Below are 15,750 nucleotides of genomic sequence, written 5' to 3'. Positions count from 1 at the left end.
CTCAATGATCGCGCCCAACGAGATAGTCCGCAATTTCAAGCAATCGATCTGGTGCAGTAAACCCTGCTTCCAGCACGGCCGACTTTGCTTCCTGTGTCAATCGTTCAACCTGAGCCTTGCTCTCTTCTATTCCGATAAGGAAAGGATACGTAACTTTATTTTGCTCTACATCGCTGTTTGTTTTCTTGCCAAGCTTTTGCTCATCGCCGATCAAGTCTAAAATATCATCCTGGATTTGAAAAGCAAGACCGATATTCCGTCCATAACGGGCCAGAAGCTCAAGCTGCCTATCGTTTGCTCCACCGATTCTGCCGCCTGCTGTTACAGAGAAAACAATCAAATCGCTTGTTTTGTGAAGATGGATATATTCAAGCTCAGCGATGGAAGTAATTCCTTGTTCGCCAAGCATATCGGCGACCTGCCCGCCAACCATCCCAGGAGCGCCTGCAAGTTTAGCCAAATCCTCAACGATAGCAAGTGCGACCTCGGCTGAAATTCCGCCCTGACGAGCCGCCTGAGGGATCAAATGGAAGGCGTGAGTGAGCAGCGCATCACCAGCTAGTATCGCCATTGCCTCACCAAACACTTTATGGTTGGTTAGCTTGCCTCTGCGATAATCGTCATTATCCATAGCAGGCAAATCATCATGAACTAATGAATAGGTGTGTATAAATTCGACAGCACTGGCAACCGGCAAAGCAGCATCGAAGGCTGACGATTTGCCAAGTACAGCTTCGGCAGCCGATAATACGAGCGTCGGTCTCAGACGTTTGCCGCCAGCTTCAAGCGAGTACTGCATCGCCTCGCGCAGTCGCACAGGAACATCCCATGAGCTCGGAAGCGATTGTTTAAGCGAAGCTTCGATAAGCCCCGCGCATTGCGATAAATACGCTTTTATTGCCGCCCTCTCGTTCAAGCTTATTCCCCTTTATCTTCGTTCACATCCGCAAACGGTTTTTTCTGGAAGCCTTGCTCCGTTTCGATCAACAATTCAATTTTGCGCTCGACTTGCTCAAGCTTGCCGCCGCATAGCTGGGATAGCTTCATGCCTTCCTGAAACAACTCAATAGCCGTCTCAAGCGGCACATCGCCATTCTCAAGCTTAGTTACGATGGAATCTAGCCGCTCCATTGCCTGTTCAAAAGTAAGCTCAGGCTCCGTTTTTTTTGTTGCTGCCATCGATTTGATCTCCTCTCAATGAATCTACATGACAGTCAAGCTGACCGTCTGCTACCTTCACCTTAACGATGTCGCCTATCTTCACATCGTGAATCGATTTAATTAATCGTTGTTCTTGCTCGTCATAGGCTAGGCTGTAGCCTCGTGACATCACCTTTAATGGACTTAAAGCATCCAGCTGTCTAATCGTGCTGTGCAGCTTATGCTTTCGTTCTTTGACATTCATATTCATCGCTTGCTCAAGCTGCTTATTAGCCGACTGCAAACGCTTTGCCGCGAATGCCACTCGATCGCCGGGATGATGGCCGGCTAGCGTCGTCTGCAACCTTGCAAGACGCGTATGCCCACGTTCCGCGATTCGTTTTGTCCGCTGCTCAAGCTGCTCTGACAGCCGGTCAAGCCGCTCTGCCTGCTCTAGCAAGTATTTTCGCGGATACAGGAAGAACGGCGAACGCCGAAGGCGCTGAAGCTTCTTATTCTCATCTTGAACGCGGTACCGAATGCTTTGAACTAAGCGCCGTTGCTGGCGTTGCAGCTGTTGCTGTAACTCGGTGATGCTTGGAACAGCAAGCTCAGCTGCTGCAGTTGGAGTTGCAGCACGCAAATCAGCTGCAAAATCAGCAATCGTGAAATCCGTCTCATGCCCAACTGCGCTTATTATCGGGATGCCAGAGGCAGCTATGCTTCGAGCGACCGCTTCCTCGTTGAACGCCCATAGCTCTTCGAGCGATCCGCCGCCTCGCCCAACAATTAATACGTCAGCTTCGCCGAATCGGTTCATTGCTTCTATCGCTTTAACAATAGCAGGTGCTGCTTGCGTGCCTTGAACAAGTACGGGATAAACATAAATAGGGATTAACGGATAACGCCTTTGCAAGGTAATGATAATATCCCTCACCGCTGCTCCAGTTGGTGAAGTAATGACACCAATGGCTCGCGGAAAAAGCGGTATTGCGCGTTTGCGTGACTCGGCGAACAGCCCCTCTGCACTGAGCTTGCTCTTGAGCTGCTCGAATGCAAGATACAAGCTCCCGATACCGTCAGGCTGCATGGAGTTGACATAGAATTGATAATTGCCATCTCGTTCATAGACCGATATATTCCCTCTAGCTATTACTTTAGCGCCTTCTTTCGGGATGAATGGAAGGCGCTGGTTATGGGATGCAAACATAATCGACTTTATTCGGCTGTCGCTGTCCTTCAGGGTAAAATACATATGCCCGCTGGAATGATGCGTGAAATTAGATATCTCGCCGCGCAGCCAAACATCGCCTAGCAGTGAATCCGACTCCATCTTCATTCGAATATAACGATTAAGTTCTTTTATGGAATAAATGCGAGGCTGATCCGCCATGCCTGTCCTCACTCCTTACTTCCGTTTGCCCTTTTTGCAGCTGTAATCGTATTTTTCATGAGCAGCGTAATCGTCATGGGTCCAACTCCGCCCGGTACCGGTGTAATGTAGCCGGCCGTATCCAGGCAATCGTCAAAATCAACGTCCCCCGCAAGCTTGCCGTCAGGAAGACGGTTAATGCCTACGTCTATGACAATCGCGCCTGGCTTGACGAATTTGCTGTCAATCGCTTTTGCTTTTCCAATTGCGACGACAAGAATATCTGCTTGCTTCGCGATCTCTTCCATATTGGCCGTACGCGAATGGCAGATGGTGACCGTCGCATTCTCGCGCAAAAGCAGCATCGCTACCGGTTTGCCGACGATGTTGCTTCTGCCGATAACCACAGCATGCTTCCCAGAGATGTCAACACCGCTTCGCTTGATAAGCTCAATGACGCCGGCTGGCGTACATGGCAGCAGGCTGTCATCGCCGATAACCAAATTGCCGACGCTTTCCGGATGGAAGCCGTCCACATCTTTATCTACATGAATGGCATCGATAACCGCCTTCTCGTTAATATGCTTAGGCAGCGGCAATTGTACGAGAATACCGTTAATCGTTGCTTGCTTGTTCAAACGATCAATAACAGCAAGCAGTTCTTCTTCGCTGGTGTCAGCCGAAAGACGGTGCACCTCGGAATAGAAGCCAAGCTGCTGGCACGCTTTTTCCTTAGAGCCTACATAAACCTTAGAAGCAGGATCTTCGCCTACGAGTACTACAGCCAATCCGGGAATAATTCCTTTTTCTTTTAAGGCTGCAGTTTCCGTAATCATTTCCTCACGGATCAGGTCGGATATTTTCTTTCCTTCAATGATTTGTGCGCACATAGCTCCAGTCTCCTTTTACATCTTTGAATGTTTGGGTTGCTTATGATCTAACGCTATTAAGATTTCAATTCTTCAATCTCAAGCAGCAATTTACCGAGTACGCCGTTAACGAATTTGCCGGATTCCTCTGTGCCAAAATGTTTGGCAAGCTCAATCGCTTCGTTAATGGTTGCTTTTGGCGGTACATCATCACGGAATACCATCTCATAGCAAGCCAGTCGCAGAACTTGACGGTCAACCCGCGATAACCGATCGATATGCCAGCCTGTCAAAAACTGCTGCAGCATGCCGTCAATGGCTTGCTTATGCTCCATTACGCCTGAAACAATCTCACGAACGAATTCGTCCGTACTGCCGATATCCGATGGGTCAGCACCTATTTCGTTTTCTTGACGAAGCTCGTCCATTAGCATATCAACCGCTTCTGTTGCCGAAACCTCATTCATTTCCATTTGGTATAAGCTTGATACCGCAATTTCTCGTGCTAATCTACGTTTCATGTGACCTCCGCGGCAGCTTTCTGCCGATAAAATGGTTAAATTCTTGTTTACTTGTCATTCCAAAAAAAACCTATGATCTCCTCCCTGCCCCGAATTAGCGGCTTTCCGAAATCCGGAGAACGGAGGAGACCACAGGATCATTTAAACGGTCGAAATCTTTCTAGCAATGCATACCAAAGCCGCTGCCACGGAAAAATAGGCCCATTGCTTGTTTCCTTCTGCAAGCCGATCCAATAACCTATGGAGACAAGCAGCCCTACAAAGAGCATGTCCCAAAAACCGACAAAACAATATAGCAACCCAAAAAACAATCCTATCGCAGCGCCAGCAGCGCGCTTCCCATAGATGGCTAAGAACTCCCTCCACATGAGCAAACTCACCTCTATTCCACGCGGCTCTTAAATGTCCCCGTTTGAATGATGTTCGCAACATAGACCGCAACATTCGTTACCGGAATGCCGGCGATATCCTCGACATGCTCTTTCACGGCGCGCTGAATTTCCTCAGTCAGCACGGGTATGGAGCTTTCGCCGTCAACAACCGCGCGAATAACGATATCGAGCCCGGCATCCGTCGCACGAATGCGAGCGCGTAAATCTTTCACTCCGCGCTGGCGGGAAGCCGCCTTCAATGCCAAATTCTCGATGGTTTCAAGCGAAATGCGAATGTCGCCGAAGTCCGTTCTTTGGTCAATAGACGGAGCAGAAGCCGAACCGCGATGAAGCGATACAATGATAAATCTTAAGCTGAGTATGAAGAAGATGACAGCCGTAACAATAAGCGTGATTTGGAAAGGATCATTGCTGTATAGATCGCTAATCCAATCGCCTAATAGATCTTCTGTTATCCCGCCAAATCCAATGGCTAGCAGAAATATAGAAAAACAACCAATTACGATGCTGTACAAAAACAAAAGCAGCTTGTCCACGACTTTAACCAACGTAGCGCCTCCTCCTGCCAAGCCGAATGAAAACCCCCTTGCGCCGAGCGGCATGCCCATTCACGAGGGGGTTGTACGGAATTAGATTAATCAATCTTATATTTATTTTACGCGGTTTTGAATCTCTTCTTCTTCCGGTTTATCTGGCGTCTTGAAATGTACATCGTGAATATGTACGTTCACTTCAACAACGTGGAGTCCCGTCATCATTTCGATAGAACGTTTCACATTGCGTTGAATCTCCGAAGCGATCTCGGGAATACGGTTACCGTACTCTACGATAATAGACACATCTACCGCAGCTTCACGCTGACCGACTTCAACCTTGACACCTTTGGATAAATTTTTGCGGCCAAGAAGCTCAACGATGCCTCCTGCAAAACCGCCGCTCATTCCAGCAACTCCATCCACTTCAATCGTCGCTAGTCCAGCGATTACCTCGATGACTTCAGGTGCAATTTGAATTGTGCCAATATCCGTTCTCTCATACTCCGCAGCGATTGTACTCATGATAGCTGTACACCTCCTTAAAGTTGCGCGTACTTGACATTAAGCCAAGCAATAAACCGCATCTTGTTAATATACTATAACATTCGGCAAGAATTATGACAAACGCTAGTACTTGTTCACATCTTTGTCGTAATTCTATTCCGGAGCATTGATATCATGCTCTTCAAGGAACTTAATGTCGAAGTCTCCGCTTACAAATTTGGGATGATTCAGCAGCTTCAAGTGGAACGGAATCGTTGTCCGAATACCTTCGATAGCAAACTCAGACAAAGCCCGTTTCATTCTTGCGATCGCTTCCTCGCGAGTTGCTCCCCAAACGATAAGCTTCGCAATCATCGAATCATAATGCGGTGAAATAGTATAACCCGGATATACCGCGCTATCGATACGTACTCCCGCGCCGCCTGGCGGTAAGTAAAACGGAATATGGCCTGGCGACGGCATGAAATTCCGCTCGGAATCCTCCGCGTTAATTCGGCATTCGATGGACCAGCCGTTGATTTTCAGGTCGCTTTGCGCAAAGGAAAGCGGATTGCCTTCCGCAACGGATATCATTTCTTTTATCAAATCCACATTCGTGATCATCTCGGTTACGGGATGCTCAACTTGAATGCGCGTATTCATTTCCATGAAATAAAAGTTTTCGTCAGGTCCAAGCAAAAACTCCAATGTTCCTGCGCCGGAGTAATTGACGGCCAGCGCTGCACGGACAGCTGCCTGTCCCATTCGCTCGCGGAGCTCGGGAGTGAGGACCGAGCAAGGCGCCTCTTCAACCAGCTTTTGGCGTCTGCGCTGAACCGAGCAGTCGCGTTCGAACAGATGAACTGCATTGCCGTGCTTGTCGGCCATAATCTGAATTTCAACATGCTTCATGCCCGTCAAATACTTCTCTAGATATACGCCGGCGTTGCCGAATGCCTTCTGGGCCTCCTGCTGAGCCGTCGTAATTTGCGCGACAAGCGTCGTCTCGTCATCCGCGATTCGGATGCCCTTGCCACCGCCGCCTGCAGTCGCTTTAATAATGACGGGATAGCCGATTTCCCTTGCAACGCTGATCGCTTCATCCATGCTCTCGACAAGACCGTCGGAGCCAGGAATGATTGGCACGTCAGCCGTTTTCATCGTCAGCTTGGCAACCGCTTTATCGCCCATTTTATTAATCGCTTCTGGGGATGGACCGATAAAGGTGATGTTGCATGACTCGCAAATTTCTGCGAAATCAGCGTTTTCAGCGAGGAACCCGTATCCCGGATGAATCGCATCACATTCGGTTATTGTAGCGACACTCATAATATTCGTTAGATTTAAATAGCTGTCTTTCGATGCAGTCGGCCCGATGCAATAAGCTTCATCGGCTAGACGCACATGAAGCGAATCGCGATCCGCTTCCGAATATACAGCGACAGTGCTTATACCAAGCTCGCGGCAAGCGCGAATAATTCGAACCGCAATTTCGCCGCGGTTTGCAATTAATATTTTGTGAAATTTCACGTAGGAACCCCTTTCAAACGACAGTTTCCCTGTTCGGACGTTAACTCACTACATTATTCAGGTTTAACAAGAAACAAAGGCTGGCCGTACTCGACAAGTTGTCCGTTAGAAACCAAAATTTCCACGATCTCCCCGCGAACTTCTGCTTCAAGCTCATTCATCAGCTTCATCGCTTCCAAAATACATACGACGCTTTTATCGCTGACGCGATCGCCGATTTTGACGAATGCAGCTGCCTCCGGTGTTGGCGAGCTGTAGAAAGTGCCTACCATAGGCGAAACGATTTGATGCAGATGATCTGTCGAAGGACGTGCTGGCGCCGCTTCTTGCGCGGCTTGCGGCTGCGCTGCAGGAGCAGACGGCTGAGCTTGCAGTGGTGCAGGCGCGTATGTATGCGTAATTGGGGCTGCTTGCATATTCACCACTTCTGTTTTGCCGGGCTTGCGGATGAGCAGGCGAGTCCCTTCGTTTTCGATTTCCAGCTCATGAACGGAAGTTTGATCAACCAATTTGATCAACTCTTTGATCTCGCTCAATTTGAACATGAATATTTTCACTCCTTAAATTTGCGATAGCTCGATGGCTTCCATAGCGTGAAAGCATAAGTAGTTTCCATACTAATATAAACAATTCTTTCACATAACGTTTAACATTATATCATAAACAAGGCTGAACACGAATCATTTTTTGTACAACCGTCTGGGCCGGCATAAATAAAGACCCTGCCGCCCCCCGCTTGCATGCAGGGAACGACAGGGCCACAATGAAGGGCTAGCGCATTTTTATCCTTTAGGAATATAGCGTACGGATACTTGATCCGCATCCACATCAAGCGTGCTCATCACCAATTTAATGATCTCAGCCGCTTGCTTCTTCTCCAGCTTTTCGCTTGATACGACGACATTGAACTTGTCGTTAGCCTCATCGATGACTACATTTTCATATTGCTTCTGCAGCTCTGATTCAATGCCGGTCAGTTTCGAATATTTCTCCTCCAGCATATCAAGCTCGGCAACTGCAGCCACAGATTCCTCGTCTTTTGTTGGCGTTTCAGCAATCGCCGCCATTATCCGATTTTCTTCCTCCGTATTTTTCATTTCCCGCTTCGCCAGCAGCTCGCTGAACAATCCGCCTGCCGCAAGTCCCTGCTCCTCAACTAGGTTCAGCGCCTCTTTATCAGCTTCGCTGAGAACAGCGCCATCAGCTGGCTGCTCCACTTCATTTACGACAAGCGCATCGCCATTTGTAGCCGCCTCCGTCGCATTTTGCGCCGCTTGCTCCGTTTGGGTGCCGTCAGTCAGCACTTCCGGCGTTTCCACATCCTGCGTAAATAAGTAGTAGGCGGACAATACCACCATCAAGCTGAGCATTGATACGAGCCATACCGTTTGTCTTTTCGTGTTCATGTGAACACCCTCCCCAACAATTGAATTTGGTTTATTGCTTGCTTGGCACTACCGAAATTCGATTAACCGGCACATTGATGCCCTTTTCGACTGCATTGACGATGAGACGCCTGACCGTCGCATTTTCAGCTCCTTTGGCGACGATCAAAATACCGCGGATGCGCGGGTTAATCGTTTTGGTCACGATGGGCTTCTGGTCACCCGAAACCTCATACAACACGACCCGTCCGTCTTTCGTTATCGAGGTAATATGCCGCCTGCCGCCATTAGGATCATTCTCGTCGGTTACCTGCTGCGAATCCTGGCCTTCCTTCTCTACGACAATTTCTTCCGTAGAATCGACCGTGATGAGCACGTCAACCGTACCAACGCCAACGATTTTCTCCAAAATCTCTTTCAGCCTAGTCTCCATCGAATGCTCGATCACGGCAAACACCGATCCTGACGACGAAACCGAACCGCTCCAAGCTTCTTCCGTTTGAGGCGGCGGATTCGGGTCCTGAGCCGAGGGTTCAACTTGCTTATAAGTTAAAAATGAATTCATAATCATTAGCGCCGCGCCAATCCCCCCAACGATTAGCAAAATTCGCAGCGTCCGCACACGCTTCGGACCACTGGGACCGCCGCCAACCGCTGATTCTATGCCTTCCAGCCATTTGGCCACCGCGCCTTACCTCCTCTCCATGCCTAGCCTCTCACTTCGCCGCTGCACCGGCTGTCTTACGACGATCTGATCCGCATCAACACCCCACCCTTTCGTAATCAGGCTGCTGATTGAGGAAGCTGTGGCAGGGTCTGCTCTCGACCATTTGCCCTCCGCTTGCGCTGCTTCCTCAGCCTTTCCGGTTTCGCCATTTGAATTGTCGCCGCCTTGGGGTGTAAGCTCACCACTAATCGGATCGATCTCCACATCAACGATAACCGGCTGGACTGCTTCTACAGCTGAATCGTTTGCAGATCCGCCTTGGTCGTCCAATGCTTTGAGGGTGACTACAACTTGACTGATGTAAGGCGTCTGCTCCCCCGATACCGTCACCCATTTCAGCACCGCGTCTACCTCTGCCACCGGCGCTTCCGTACGCTCATTCAGCTCATTTTGGATCGATGCCTCCAGCGTTCGCTCCGTTAGCCTTGCGGCATCGAGGCTGCGCTTCTGGCGCATCGCTTCAGCATCCCGCGTAATTTGGTTCAATCCGGTCATCTGCACTTCCCTCGACATAGCGGTTTCACTCCAGCTCTTCATTCCTTCATCCAGCTTCGCTCCTATATCGCTTTGAATGAGCTTCAATATCGGAGAGAGTATCGTCAGCAAGATGAACAAGCCGACAACGAGCCGCGCATAACGCTGCATCGCTTTGTTTGGGAGCAGCAGTTCGACGAACACCGCCAGCAATATGATAGCGATGATGTCTCTCAGCCAGTCGCTTAACCAAGCCATCACAGCTCTCGTCTCCTTCCTTACCTCACCATCAAAGCCGCATTTCCTGCAGTCAAAATGATCGTAACCGCAAGGAAAAACATGAGACTGACAGCAGCCAAGGCTGCAAAAACATAGATCATCGTCTTGCCAATCGTCGTGAGACAGGTTACTATCGGCGAATCTCCCAGCGGCTGCATGACTGCAGCGGCAATGTTGTAAATAAGCGCCAGCGTCAATATTTTAATTGCAGGGAACGCGCTGATGAAGAGCAATATAATAACGCCTGCGAGGCCGATCGCGTTTTTGGCGAGCATGGATGCCGAGATGACCGTATCCGCCGCATCGGAGAACATCCTTCCTACGACGGGGACAAAATTGCCTGTCACAAACTTGGCCGTTCGAAGCGTAACCCCGTCCGTGACCGCGCCGGTTGCCCCTTGTACCGATATGACTCCGAGAAAAACGGTCAGCAGAACACCCAACACGCCTACCCCAATATTACGAAGCAGATTTGCAAGCTGCGTGACCTTGAATTTCTCCGATAGCGCACTCGCGATATGGAGCACCGCCGAGAAAAAAAGCAGCGGAAATACGAGCGTATAAATGAGCGTGCCGACTGCGTGGATCATAAATATGATGAGCGGATGCAGGACGGATACCGTTACGACGTTGCCCATTGAGGCAAGGAGCGTTAAGAGTAGAGGCACCATCGCCAGCATGAACTGAATCATGCTTTCTATGGCTCCCTTGGCATAGCCCATTGCGACGTGAAAGCTGTTGACTGCGATTATGATGAGTACCATATACGTGATGGAATAGGCAACCTTGCTGACTGCATTTCGCTCGAAGGCGTTTTGCATGGTCTCCAGCACCATGCTGAACACCGTCAGCATGACGATGGTGACGAGCAGCTTTCCATTGTAAAGCACCTCATGCCACAAGTACTTTACTATTCCTTGCAGCATATCCGTAAACTTTAGCCCTTCGCCGCCCGGAACGATCATCTCCATAAAGCTAGGAATACGCTCTTCTGGAAAAAAACCGCCATATTCGCTCCGAAGCTTGTTCCAGTAAGACTCGACTGCTTCCGTCTCCAGGCCGCCCAATTGCTCGGCTGCCAGCTCCTTGGATAGCTGGTCCGCTCTTGCTTGGTCGTCCGCAGCGGGGATTTCGCTAGTCCCGCTTAATGCGTATGCGATATTTGGAGCAAAGGAGAATAGAATCGTTGCTGCAAGGATGAAGAGCAGCAGCTTGGCCCGGTCACTAGCAGGAGTGAGCTTGATCATACGCTTCACCCCCCCTCCGGCAGCAGCCCGATAACCGTCTCGACAATTACGCTAATAATCGGAACCGCCATGACGAGAATAAATACTTTTCCGGCAAATTCAATTTTTGATGCGATGCTCTCTTGGCCTGCGTCTCTGACAATTTGCGCCCCAAACTCCGCAATGTACGCTATCCCGATTATTTTCAAGATCGTCTTCAAGTAAATGGAAGGGATGCCCGATCGATTAGCCAGATCCTCTAGCACCGAAATGACGATTTCGATTTTGCCGATCAAATACAGGAAGATGAACAAGCCCGTAAATGCGGCGAGCAAAAAAGCGAACATCGGCTTCTGCTCCCGAACGACAAGTATGAGTACTGTAGCCATCAGACCAAGGCCGACGATTTGAATCATTTCCAATTCGCTCACCTGCTTGCCCGCACGTCCGACTGAAGACGTCTACTGGAACAAAAAAATCGTTTTTATTTCCTGAAACAATTCATTCAGGAGCCGAACAACCATAAATAACACGACGACAAAACCAATGACCGTAACCCAATGCGCCATATCTTCCTTTCCCATTTGCTTAAGCACCGAATGTATCATCGCGATAACAATTCCGATTCCGGCAATTTGGAAAATGGCGCTCACATCCATGTCCATCTATGCGGCACCCCACTACACCATCAAAATGACGACCAGCACAGCGATCAAAATACCGAGACTTTTCCACATCTTCTCGTAACGCCCCTGATCGTCTCTCGCTGCGTCCTCCTCTGCCTTCAACTGCAATAACGCTAAATGTATGTGCTTCATTTGATCTTCCTTGTCGCTGATACCAAGCGTTGAGCCTAGCCTCATAAGAATGGCCTGCTCGTTTTTCCGCATCGATGTCGCATCCCATTGCGATTGAATGGCCGACTCCCAGCTATCGCGGAAGGTGAAGCTCTCTGTCTCCCAAATGCCGCTTGCCGCCTTGCGAAAAATCGTCGCGAGCGGCTCAGGCGTTGCCGATGCGGTTCTCTCTAGCGCCTCCGGCAATGGGGTGTGTCCGTAACCGATTTCCGTCTCCAGCCGCTGCAGCGCATGCGCAAGCTGTCTTAGCTGCCTAGGTCGCTCTGCGAATTTCGCCGCTTGCTGGAAGCCGATCATCGTACCTGCAAACAAGACCAATACAGCGCCCAGCAGCTTGATCACGGATCATCAGCTCGATGCCGACCAGCGATAGCATGCGCCGTATCCGCGCGATGAGGAGAGGAATGTTCTCGGGCTGTCCGTAAAGCGATCGCTTCAGCAGGCACAACACGGTGCATAATGCCTTGATCCGTGCGCTTTAGTTCAACAACGTACGTAAAAGCACCTTCTTCCAGCAGCTTGAGCAGCACGGGCCTGCCTCTAGCATCCTGCAAATCGTAGGCATGCGCAGTGGCAACGACACTGATGCCGGCATGGCTTGCCTCGCGAATCGCTTCCCCATCCTCCGGCCTGCCGATCTCATCGGCGATCAGCACCTCTGGCGACATCGACCGCAAAAGCATCATCATGCCCTCCGCCTTCGGACAGGCATCCATCACATCCGTTCTCGGACCTACGTCGAATGTCGGGATGCCGCGGACGCATGCCGCAATCTCTGATCGCTCGTCAACGATGCCAACCTTTCTTCCTTGCCAGCCGCTTGCTTCAAGCGTAGGCCACAAGCCATAGCTGACGGATCTTGCAATGTCACGCACAAGCGTTGTTTTACCCTGCTGCGGTGGTGCGAGTATAAGCGTGGAATGCAGTGTTTTTCTCGTCTTGTCCATCAGCTTGGGAAGCAAATGGGTGCTTGCGCCAATCACTTCCCTGGCTACCCGAATATTAAAGGCGCCAATATCGCGAATGCCGCGGACCACTCCGCTGTCCAAGATCGTTCTGCCAGCCAGTCCAATCCGATGGCCTCCCGAAACGGTTATAAATCCTCTGCGCAGCTCCTCCTCCATTGCGTACAACGAATAGTTGGTAATGCGCTCGAGAAGCTTGCGGCAAGTGTCTGCCGATGGCTTGTATGCTCCGTCGGCAGCTTGGTGCAGCGACCCGTCAATCATCATAAATCGAGACTGGCCGCGAAAGCAGATTTCAAGCGGCCGCCCCTCTCGAATCCGAATTTCTTCAAGCTGCTCCTGCATGTGTTCAGGAAGGCGCTCCAGCAGCGTCTTCAGCTCTAGAGGCAATAAATGCGCTACGCGTGCCAGCATGTCATCATCACTCCCGGATGTTTGTCCTTCGTAGTTCCTATTTGTATGCTTGCGAGATAAAAATATGACTGCTTCACTTCACAATTGCTAGAGTTAAATCTATTATTTTTTCAAAATGCCTATCATCAAACAAATGACGCCCGCTCCTACCCATAGAAACTTAGACGGAGACAGCTTGTCAGACATCCCGACGAGTCCTACCGTTGTTGTAGCGATCAGAATGAGCGGACCAACCAAAGCAAGCGATGAGTTAACGACCAGCGCTTTGTCGATTTGGTTTAAGCGAAGCATCAGCAGAGCAGCGCAGATTTCTATCGTTCCCGAAGTAAGGCGCAGCGACGCCATAGTCAAAACGATTTTGTTCAGCATGATGATATGACCTCCCTTCAAAATTCAAATAGCTGCTTATTTATATGCACGCTTGTCTACCTTTCATGACGGCACCTGCCCATAGGCATTCGCATATAGTAATGCATGGAATGAGAGAAGGGCGGAATATCGAGCATGCAAGTACAGGTTATTTCAAGTGTGAATGAAGCCAGTTCAGCGCGATTTCATCATAAAACGGCCATCATTATCGACGTGCTGAGGGCAACTAGTACGATCGTCACAGCGATCGCTGCAGGCGCATCATGCATCATCCCTGCTGAAACCGTTATGGAAGCGCGTGCGCTGCAGCGTCCGGGGGATTTGCTCGGAGGCGAGCGCTTCTGCCGGAAAATCGCCGGATTTGACTTAGGCAACTCGCCGGATGAGTATACAGAGCAGGTCGTTGCAGGTAAAAGAATCGTGCTGACAACGACAAACGGCACGAGGGCTATCCATAAATCCATGCGTGCGGACCATGTGCTGACCGCTTCGCTACTTAATGCAGAGGCATGTGCCCGAGTGGCTGTCGAGCTGCGGAGGGATATCGTTATTTTGTGCGCGGGCAGCCATGATGAGTTTGCGATTGAGGACGGCTTATGCGCGGGTCTTGTGCTTGATAAGCTTCATGCATTAAGTCACATTACAGTTGAAATGGATGACTTTGGATCAGCGATGCTGGCTCTATATCGGAATCGCTCGAATCATGTCAAAGATACGATTATGAATGGAATGACGGGAAAAAAACTACTGAAGCTGGGGATGAGGAAAGATATTGATGCTTGCTCTGCGATTGACATTTATAATGAGGTACCTCGATTGAATGGTGATCAATTAACGAGAATTTGATGGTAGTGCAGTGCATACAAAAAAAGGCATGCTCCGAAATAACGGAACATGCCTTTTGCCTTTGTAAGAACCAAATCTATTAACGGCGATCTTGAGGGCCGCCCACGAATGCTTGCTCAGCGGTATCGAGAGCGTATGCAGTATGAAGCGCGCGCACAACATCGTTCAGCGGCTCAGACGTAATGACGCATGAGCATTTGATTTCCGAGGTGCTTACCATCTTGATGCTTACGCCAAGCTTAGAAATCGTTTCGAACATTTTTGCGGCTACGCCAGGATTGCTAACCATGCCTGCACCTACGATGGATACCTTCACAAGGTTCGATTCCGAAGTCGTTTCACGATATGGAACAGTGCTGCGGATACCTTCGATAACCGAGATCGATTTATCCACGTCATCGCCGGAAACGGTAAAGGAGAAGTCGGCTTTTCCATCCTTCACGCCGCTTTGTACGATGATGTCGACGTCGATGCCGTTGCTTGCCAACGCGCCAAACACATTAGCGAGCACACCCGGCACATCCTCAACACCCATAATGCTTATTCTAGCTACATTTTTGTCAAACGCGATGCCGCGAACGACCACGCCTTGCTCCATGACCGCTTCCTCCTTCACACTTGTACCTTCGTTTTGGGTAAAGCTCGAACGCACGACAAGCTTTACATTGTTGTGCTTGGCATATTCCACCGCACGCGGATGCAATACGGCAGCGCCCAAATTAGCGAGCTCTAGCATTTCATCATATGAAATTTCGCTCAGCTTGCGAGCGTTTTTGACGACGCGGGGATCGGTTGAATAAATGCCGTCCACATCCGTATAAATCTCACAAACATCCGCGTTCATCGCTGCTGCCATAGCGACAGCTGTCGTATCGGAGCCGCCACGGCCAAGAGTCGTAATTTCTCCGTCTTCTGTCATCCCTTGAAAGCCTGCAATAATAGCTACATTGCCCTGCTCCAGCGCTTTGAACACACGCTCAGGATGAATATTCGTCATCTTCGCCTTGCCGTGCACCGCTTCTGTGCGAATGCCTGCTTGCCAGCCGGTAAAGGATACAGCTTTAGCTCCAAGCTGATGAACGGTCATCGACAGCAAAGCGATCGAAATCTGCTCGCCAACCGTTAATAGCATATCCATTTCCCGCGCCGGCGGATTCGGATTAAGCTGTTTGGACTGATCGATTAAATCGTCAGTCGTATCTCCCATGGCAGAAACGACGACAACGATATCGTTGCCCTCCTGCTGCCGATCAATTATACGTTTTGCTACACGCTGCATCCGCTCCGGCGTACCAACGGAGCTGCCGCCAAACTTCATCACGATTAACGACAAAGCTGATTCACTCCCAACCCTGACATATACAT

21 protein-coding genes are annotated in these 15,750 nt (G+C 49.9%); 1 reads left to right on the top strand and 20 read right to left on the bottom strand.

The genetic code is table 11. The features are described from left to right. Position 1: 1 nt before the first annotated feature. The 19 genes from HI950_RS01560 to HI950_RS01470 form a co-directional block, all read right to left on the bottom strand. Positions 2–916: a polyprenyl synthetase family protein gene (locus HI950_RS01560; protein ID WP_169081896.1), complete on the bottom strand. Its 915-nt coding sequence runs from the start codon at positions 914–916 to the stop codon at positions 2–4. Positions 917–918: 2 nt separating this feature from the next. Continuing rightward, positions 919–1,179, bottom strand: a complete 261-nt coding sequence (gene xseB, locus HI950_RS01555; protein WP_169081897.1) for an exodeoxyribonuclease VII small subunit — start codon at positions 1,177–1,179, stop codon at positions 919–921. Next, complete coding sequence (gene xseA / locus HI950_RS01550; protein WP_169081898.1) at positions 1,151–2,533, bottom strand: exodeoxyribonuclease VII large subunit; 1,383 nt, start codon at positions 2,531–2,533, stop codon at positions 1,151–1,153. Before xseA ends, xseB begins: the two co-directional genes overlap by 29 nt. 8 nt (positions 2,534–2,541) lie before the next feature. Beyond that, positions 2,542–3,402, bottom strand: a complete 861-nt coding sequence (gene folD / locus HI950_RS01545) for a bifunctional methylenetetrahydrofolate dehydrogenase/methenyltetrahydrofolate cyclohydrolase FolD (protein WP_169081899.1) — start codon at positions 3,400–3,402, stop codon at positions 2,542–2,544. A gap of 56 nt (positions 3,403–3,458) precedes the next feature. Continuing rightward, positions 3,459–3,902, bottom strand: coding sequence for a transcription antitermination factor NusB (gene nusB / locus HI950_RS01540; RefSeq protein WP_169081900.1), 444 nt, complete (start codon positions 3,900–3,902; stop codon positions 3,459–3,461). Between the two features lie 137 nt (positions 3,903–4,039). After that, positions 4,040–4,270 carry a DUF2273 domain-containing protein gene (locus HI950_RS01535; protein WP_169081901.1) on the bottom strand — a complete coding sequence of 77 codons (231 nt, stop codon included), beginning with the start codon at positions 4,268–4,270 and terminating at the stop codon, positions 4,040–4,042. Positions 4,271–4,284: 14 nt separating this feature from the next. Then, positions 4,285–4,842, bottom strand: coding sequence for an alkaline shock response membrane anchor protein AmaP (amaP, locus tag HI950_RS01530; protein ID WP_169081902.1), 558 nt, complete (start codon positions 4,840–4,842; stop codon positions 4,285–4,287). A gap of 102 nt (positions 4,843–4,944) precedes the next feature. Beyond that, the gene (locus HI950_RS01525) at positions 4,945–5,352 is read right to left on the bottom strand and encodes an Asp23/Gls24 family envelope stress response protein (protein ID WP_169081903.1); all 408 of its coding nucleotides are present in this window, start codon (positions 5,350–5,352) and stop codon (positions 4,945–4,947) included. A gap of 135 nt (positions 5,353–5,487) precedes the next feature. Further along, on the bottom strand, positions 5,488–6,843 hold the full coding sequence (gene accC / locus HI950_RS01520) for an acetyl-CoA carboxylase biotin carboxylase subunit (RefSeq protein ID WP_169081904.1): 1,356 nt from the start codon (positions 6,841–6,843) through the stop codon (positions 5,488–5,490). Positions 6,844–6,896: 53 nt separating this feature from the next. After that, positions 6,897–7,388, bottom strand: a complete 492-nt coding sequence (gene accB, locus HI950_RS01515) for an acetyl-CoA carboxylase biotin carboxyl carrier protein (RefSeq protein WP_169081905.1) — start codon at positions 7,386–7,388, stop codon at positions 6,897–6,899. A gap of 237 nt (positions 7,389–7,625) precedes the next feature. Continuing rightward, the gene (locus HI950_RS01510; protein ID WP_169081906.1) at positions 7,626–8,249 is read right to left on the bottom strand and encodes a SpoIIIAH-like family protein; all 624 of its coding nucleotides are present in this window, start codon (positions 8,247–8,249) and stop codon (positions 7,626–7,628) included. 31 nt (positions 8,250–8,280) lie between these two features. Beyond that, positions 8,281–8,913 (bottom strand): stage III sporulation protein AG, encoded by a 633-nt coding sequence (gene spoIIIAG / locus HI950_RS01505; RefSeq protein ID WP_169081907.1) that lies wholly within the window; start codon positions 8,911–8,913, stop codon positions 8,281–8,283. A 6-nt stretch (positions 8,914–8,919) separates the two neighbouring features. Next, positions 8,920–9,687: a stage III sporulation protein AF gene (gene spoIIIAF, locus HI950_RS01500; RefSeq protein ID WP_223285107.1), complete on the bottom strand. Its 768-nt coding sequence runs from the start codon at positions 9,685–9,687 to the stop codon at positions 8,920–8,922. A gap of 20 nt (positions 9,688–9,707) precedes the next feature. Beyond that, entirely contained in the window at positions 9,708–10,955 is a 1,248-nt protein-coding gene (spoIIIAE, locus tag HI950_RS01495) for a stage III sporulation protein AE (protein WP_169081909.1), read from the bottom strand. 5 nt (positions 10,956–10,960) lie between these two features. After that, positions 10,961–11,356: a stage III sporulation protein AD gene (gene spoIIIAD / locus HI950_RS01490; protein WP_169081910.1), complete on the bottom strand. Its 396-nt coding sequence runs from the start codon at positions 11,354–11,356 to the stop codon at positions 10,961–10,963. A gap of 39 nt (positions 11,357–11,395) precedes the next feature. Next, entirely contained in the window at positions 11,396–11,599 is a 204-nt protein-coding gene (gene spoIIIAC, locus HI950_RS01485) for a stage III sporulation protein AC (RefSeq protein ID WP_138753401.1), read from the bottom strand. Between the two features lie 15 nt (positions 11,600–11,614). Continuing rightward, positions 11,615–12,133: a stage III sporulation protein SpoIIIAB gene (gene spoIIIAB / locus HI950_RS01480; RefSeq protein ID WP_169081911.1), complete on the bottom strand. Its 519-nt coding sequence runs from the start codon at positions 12,131–12,133 to the stop codon at positions 11,615–11,617. Next, positions 12,130–13,170: a stage III sporulation protein AA gene (gene spoIIIAA / locus HI950_RS01475; RefSeq protein ID WP_169081912.1), complete on the bottom strand. Its 1,041-nt coding sequence runs from the start codon at positions 13,168–13,170 to the stop codon at positions 12,130–12,132. The genes spoIIIAB and spoIIIAA overlap by 4 nt, the downstream gene beginning before the upstream one ends. A gap of 102 nt (positions 13,171–13,272) precedes the next feature. Then, positions 13,273–13,539, bottom strand: coding sequence for a YqhV family protein (locus HI950_RS01470; RefSeq protein WP_169081913.1), 267 nt, complete (start codon positions 13,537–13,539; stop codon positions 13,273–13,275). Between the two features lie 135 nt (positions 13,540–13,674). On the opposite strand from HI950_RS01470, the gene HI950_RS01465 reads away from it, so the two are divergent. After that, entirely contained in the window at positions 13,675–14,385 is a 711-nt protein-coding gene (locus HI950_RS01465) for a 2-phosphosulfolactate phosphatase (RefSeq protein ID WP_169081914.1), read from the top strand. A gap of 79 nt (positions 14,386–14,464) precedes the next feature. Here HI950_RS01465 and HI950_RS01460 read toward each other — a convergent pair whose 3' ends face one another. Beyond that, positions 14,465–15,718 carry an aspartate kinase gene (locus HI950_RS01460; protein WP_169081915.1) on the bottom strand — a complete coding sequence of 418 codons (1,254 nt, stop codon included), beginning with the start codon at positions 15,716–15,718 and terminating at the stop codon, positions 14,465–14,467. Between the last annotated feature and the right edge of the window lie 32 nt (positions 15,719–15,750).

Source organism: Paenibacillus sp. PL91 (assembly GCF_012935325.2).
Lineage (GTDB): Bacteria > Bacillota > Bacilli > Paenibacillales > Paenibacillaceae > Pristimantibacillus.
This window is presented reverse-complemented; position numbering and strand designations above follow the sequence as displayed.

What these genes read in the sequence shown, in the direction of transcription:
- xseB (WP_169081897.1), bottom strand. Translation starts at nt 1,179, where the DNA reads ATGGCAGCAACAAAAAAAACGGAGCCTGAGCTTACTTTTGAACAGGCA.
- xseA (WP_169081898.1), bottom strand. Translation starts at nt 2,533, where the DNA reads ATGGCGGATCAGCCTCGCATTTATTCCATAAAAGAACTTAATCGTTAT.
- folD (WP_169081899.1), bottom strand. Translation starts at nt 3,402, where the DNA reads ATGTGCGCACAAATCATTGAAGGAAAGAAAATATCCGACCTGATCCGT.
- nusB (WP_169081900.1), bottom strand. Translation starts at nt 3,902, where the DNA reads ATGAAACGTAGATTAGCACGAGAAATTGCGGTATCAAGCTTATACCAA.
- HI950_RS01535 (WP_169081901.1), bottom strand. Translation starts at nt 4,270, where the DNA reads ATGTGGAGGGAGTTCTTAGCCATCTATGGGAAGCGCGCTGCTGGCGCT.
- HI950_RS01525 (WP_169081903.1), bottom strand. Translation starts at nt 5,352, where the DNA reads ATGAGTACAATCGCTGCGGAGTATGAGAGAACGGATATTGGCACAATT.
- accB (WP_169081905.1), bottom strand. Translation starts at nt 7,388, where the DNA reads ATGTTCAAATTGAGCGAGATCAAAGAGTTGATCAAATTGGTTGATCAA.
- HI950_RS01510 (WP_169081906.1), bottom strand. Translation starts at nt 8,249, where the DNA reads ATGAACACGAAAAGACAAACGGTATGGCTCGTATCAATGCTCAGCTTG.
- spoIIIAF (WP_223285107.1), bottom strand. Translation starts at nt 9,687, where the DNA reads ATGGCTTGGTTAAGCGACTGGCTGAGAGACATCATCGCTATCATATTG.
- spoIIIAE (WP_169081909.1), bottom strand. Translation starts at nt 10,955, where the DNA reads ATGATCAAGCTCACTCCTGCTAGTGACCGGGCCAAGCTGCTGCTCTTC.
- spoIIIAC (WP_138753401.1), bottom strand. Translation starts at nt 11,599, where the DNA reads ATGGACATGGATGTGAGCGCCATTTTCCAAATTGCCGGAATCGGAATT.
- spoIIIAA (WP_169081912.1), bottom strand. Translation starts at nt 13,170, where the DNA reads ATGCTGGCACGCGTAGCGCATTTATTGCCTCTAGAGCTGAAGACGCTG.
- HI950_RS01470 (WP_169081913.1), bottom strand. Translation starts at nt 13,539, where the DNA reads ATGCTGAACAAAATCGTTTTGACTATGGCGTCGCTGCGCCTTACTTCG.
- HI950_RS01465 (WP_169081914.1), top strand. Translation starts at nt 13,675, where the DNA reads ATGCAAGTACAGGTTATTTCAAGTGTGAATGAAGCCAGTTCAGCGCGA.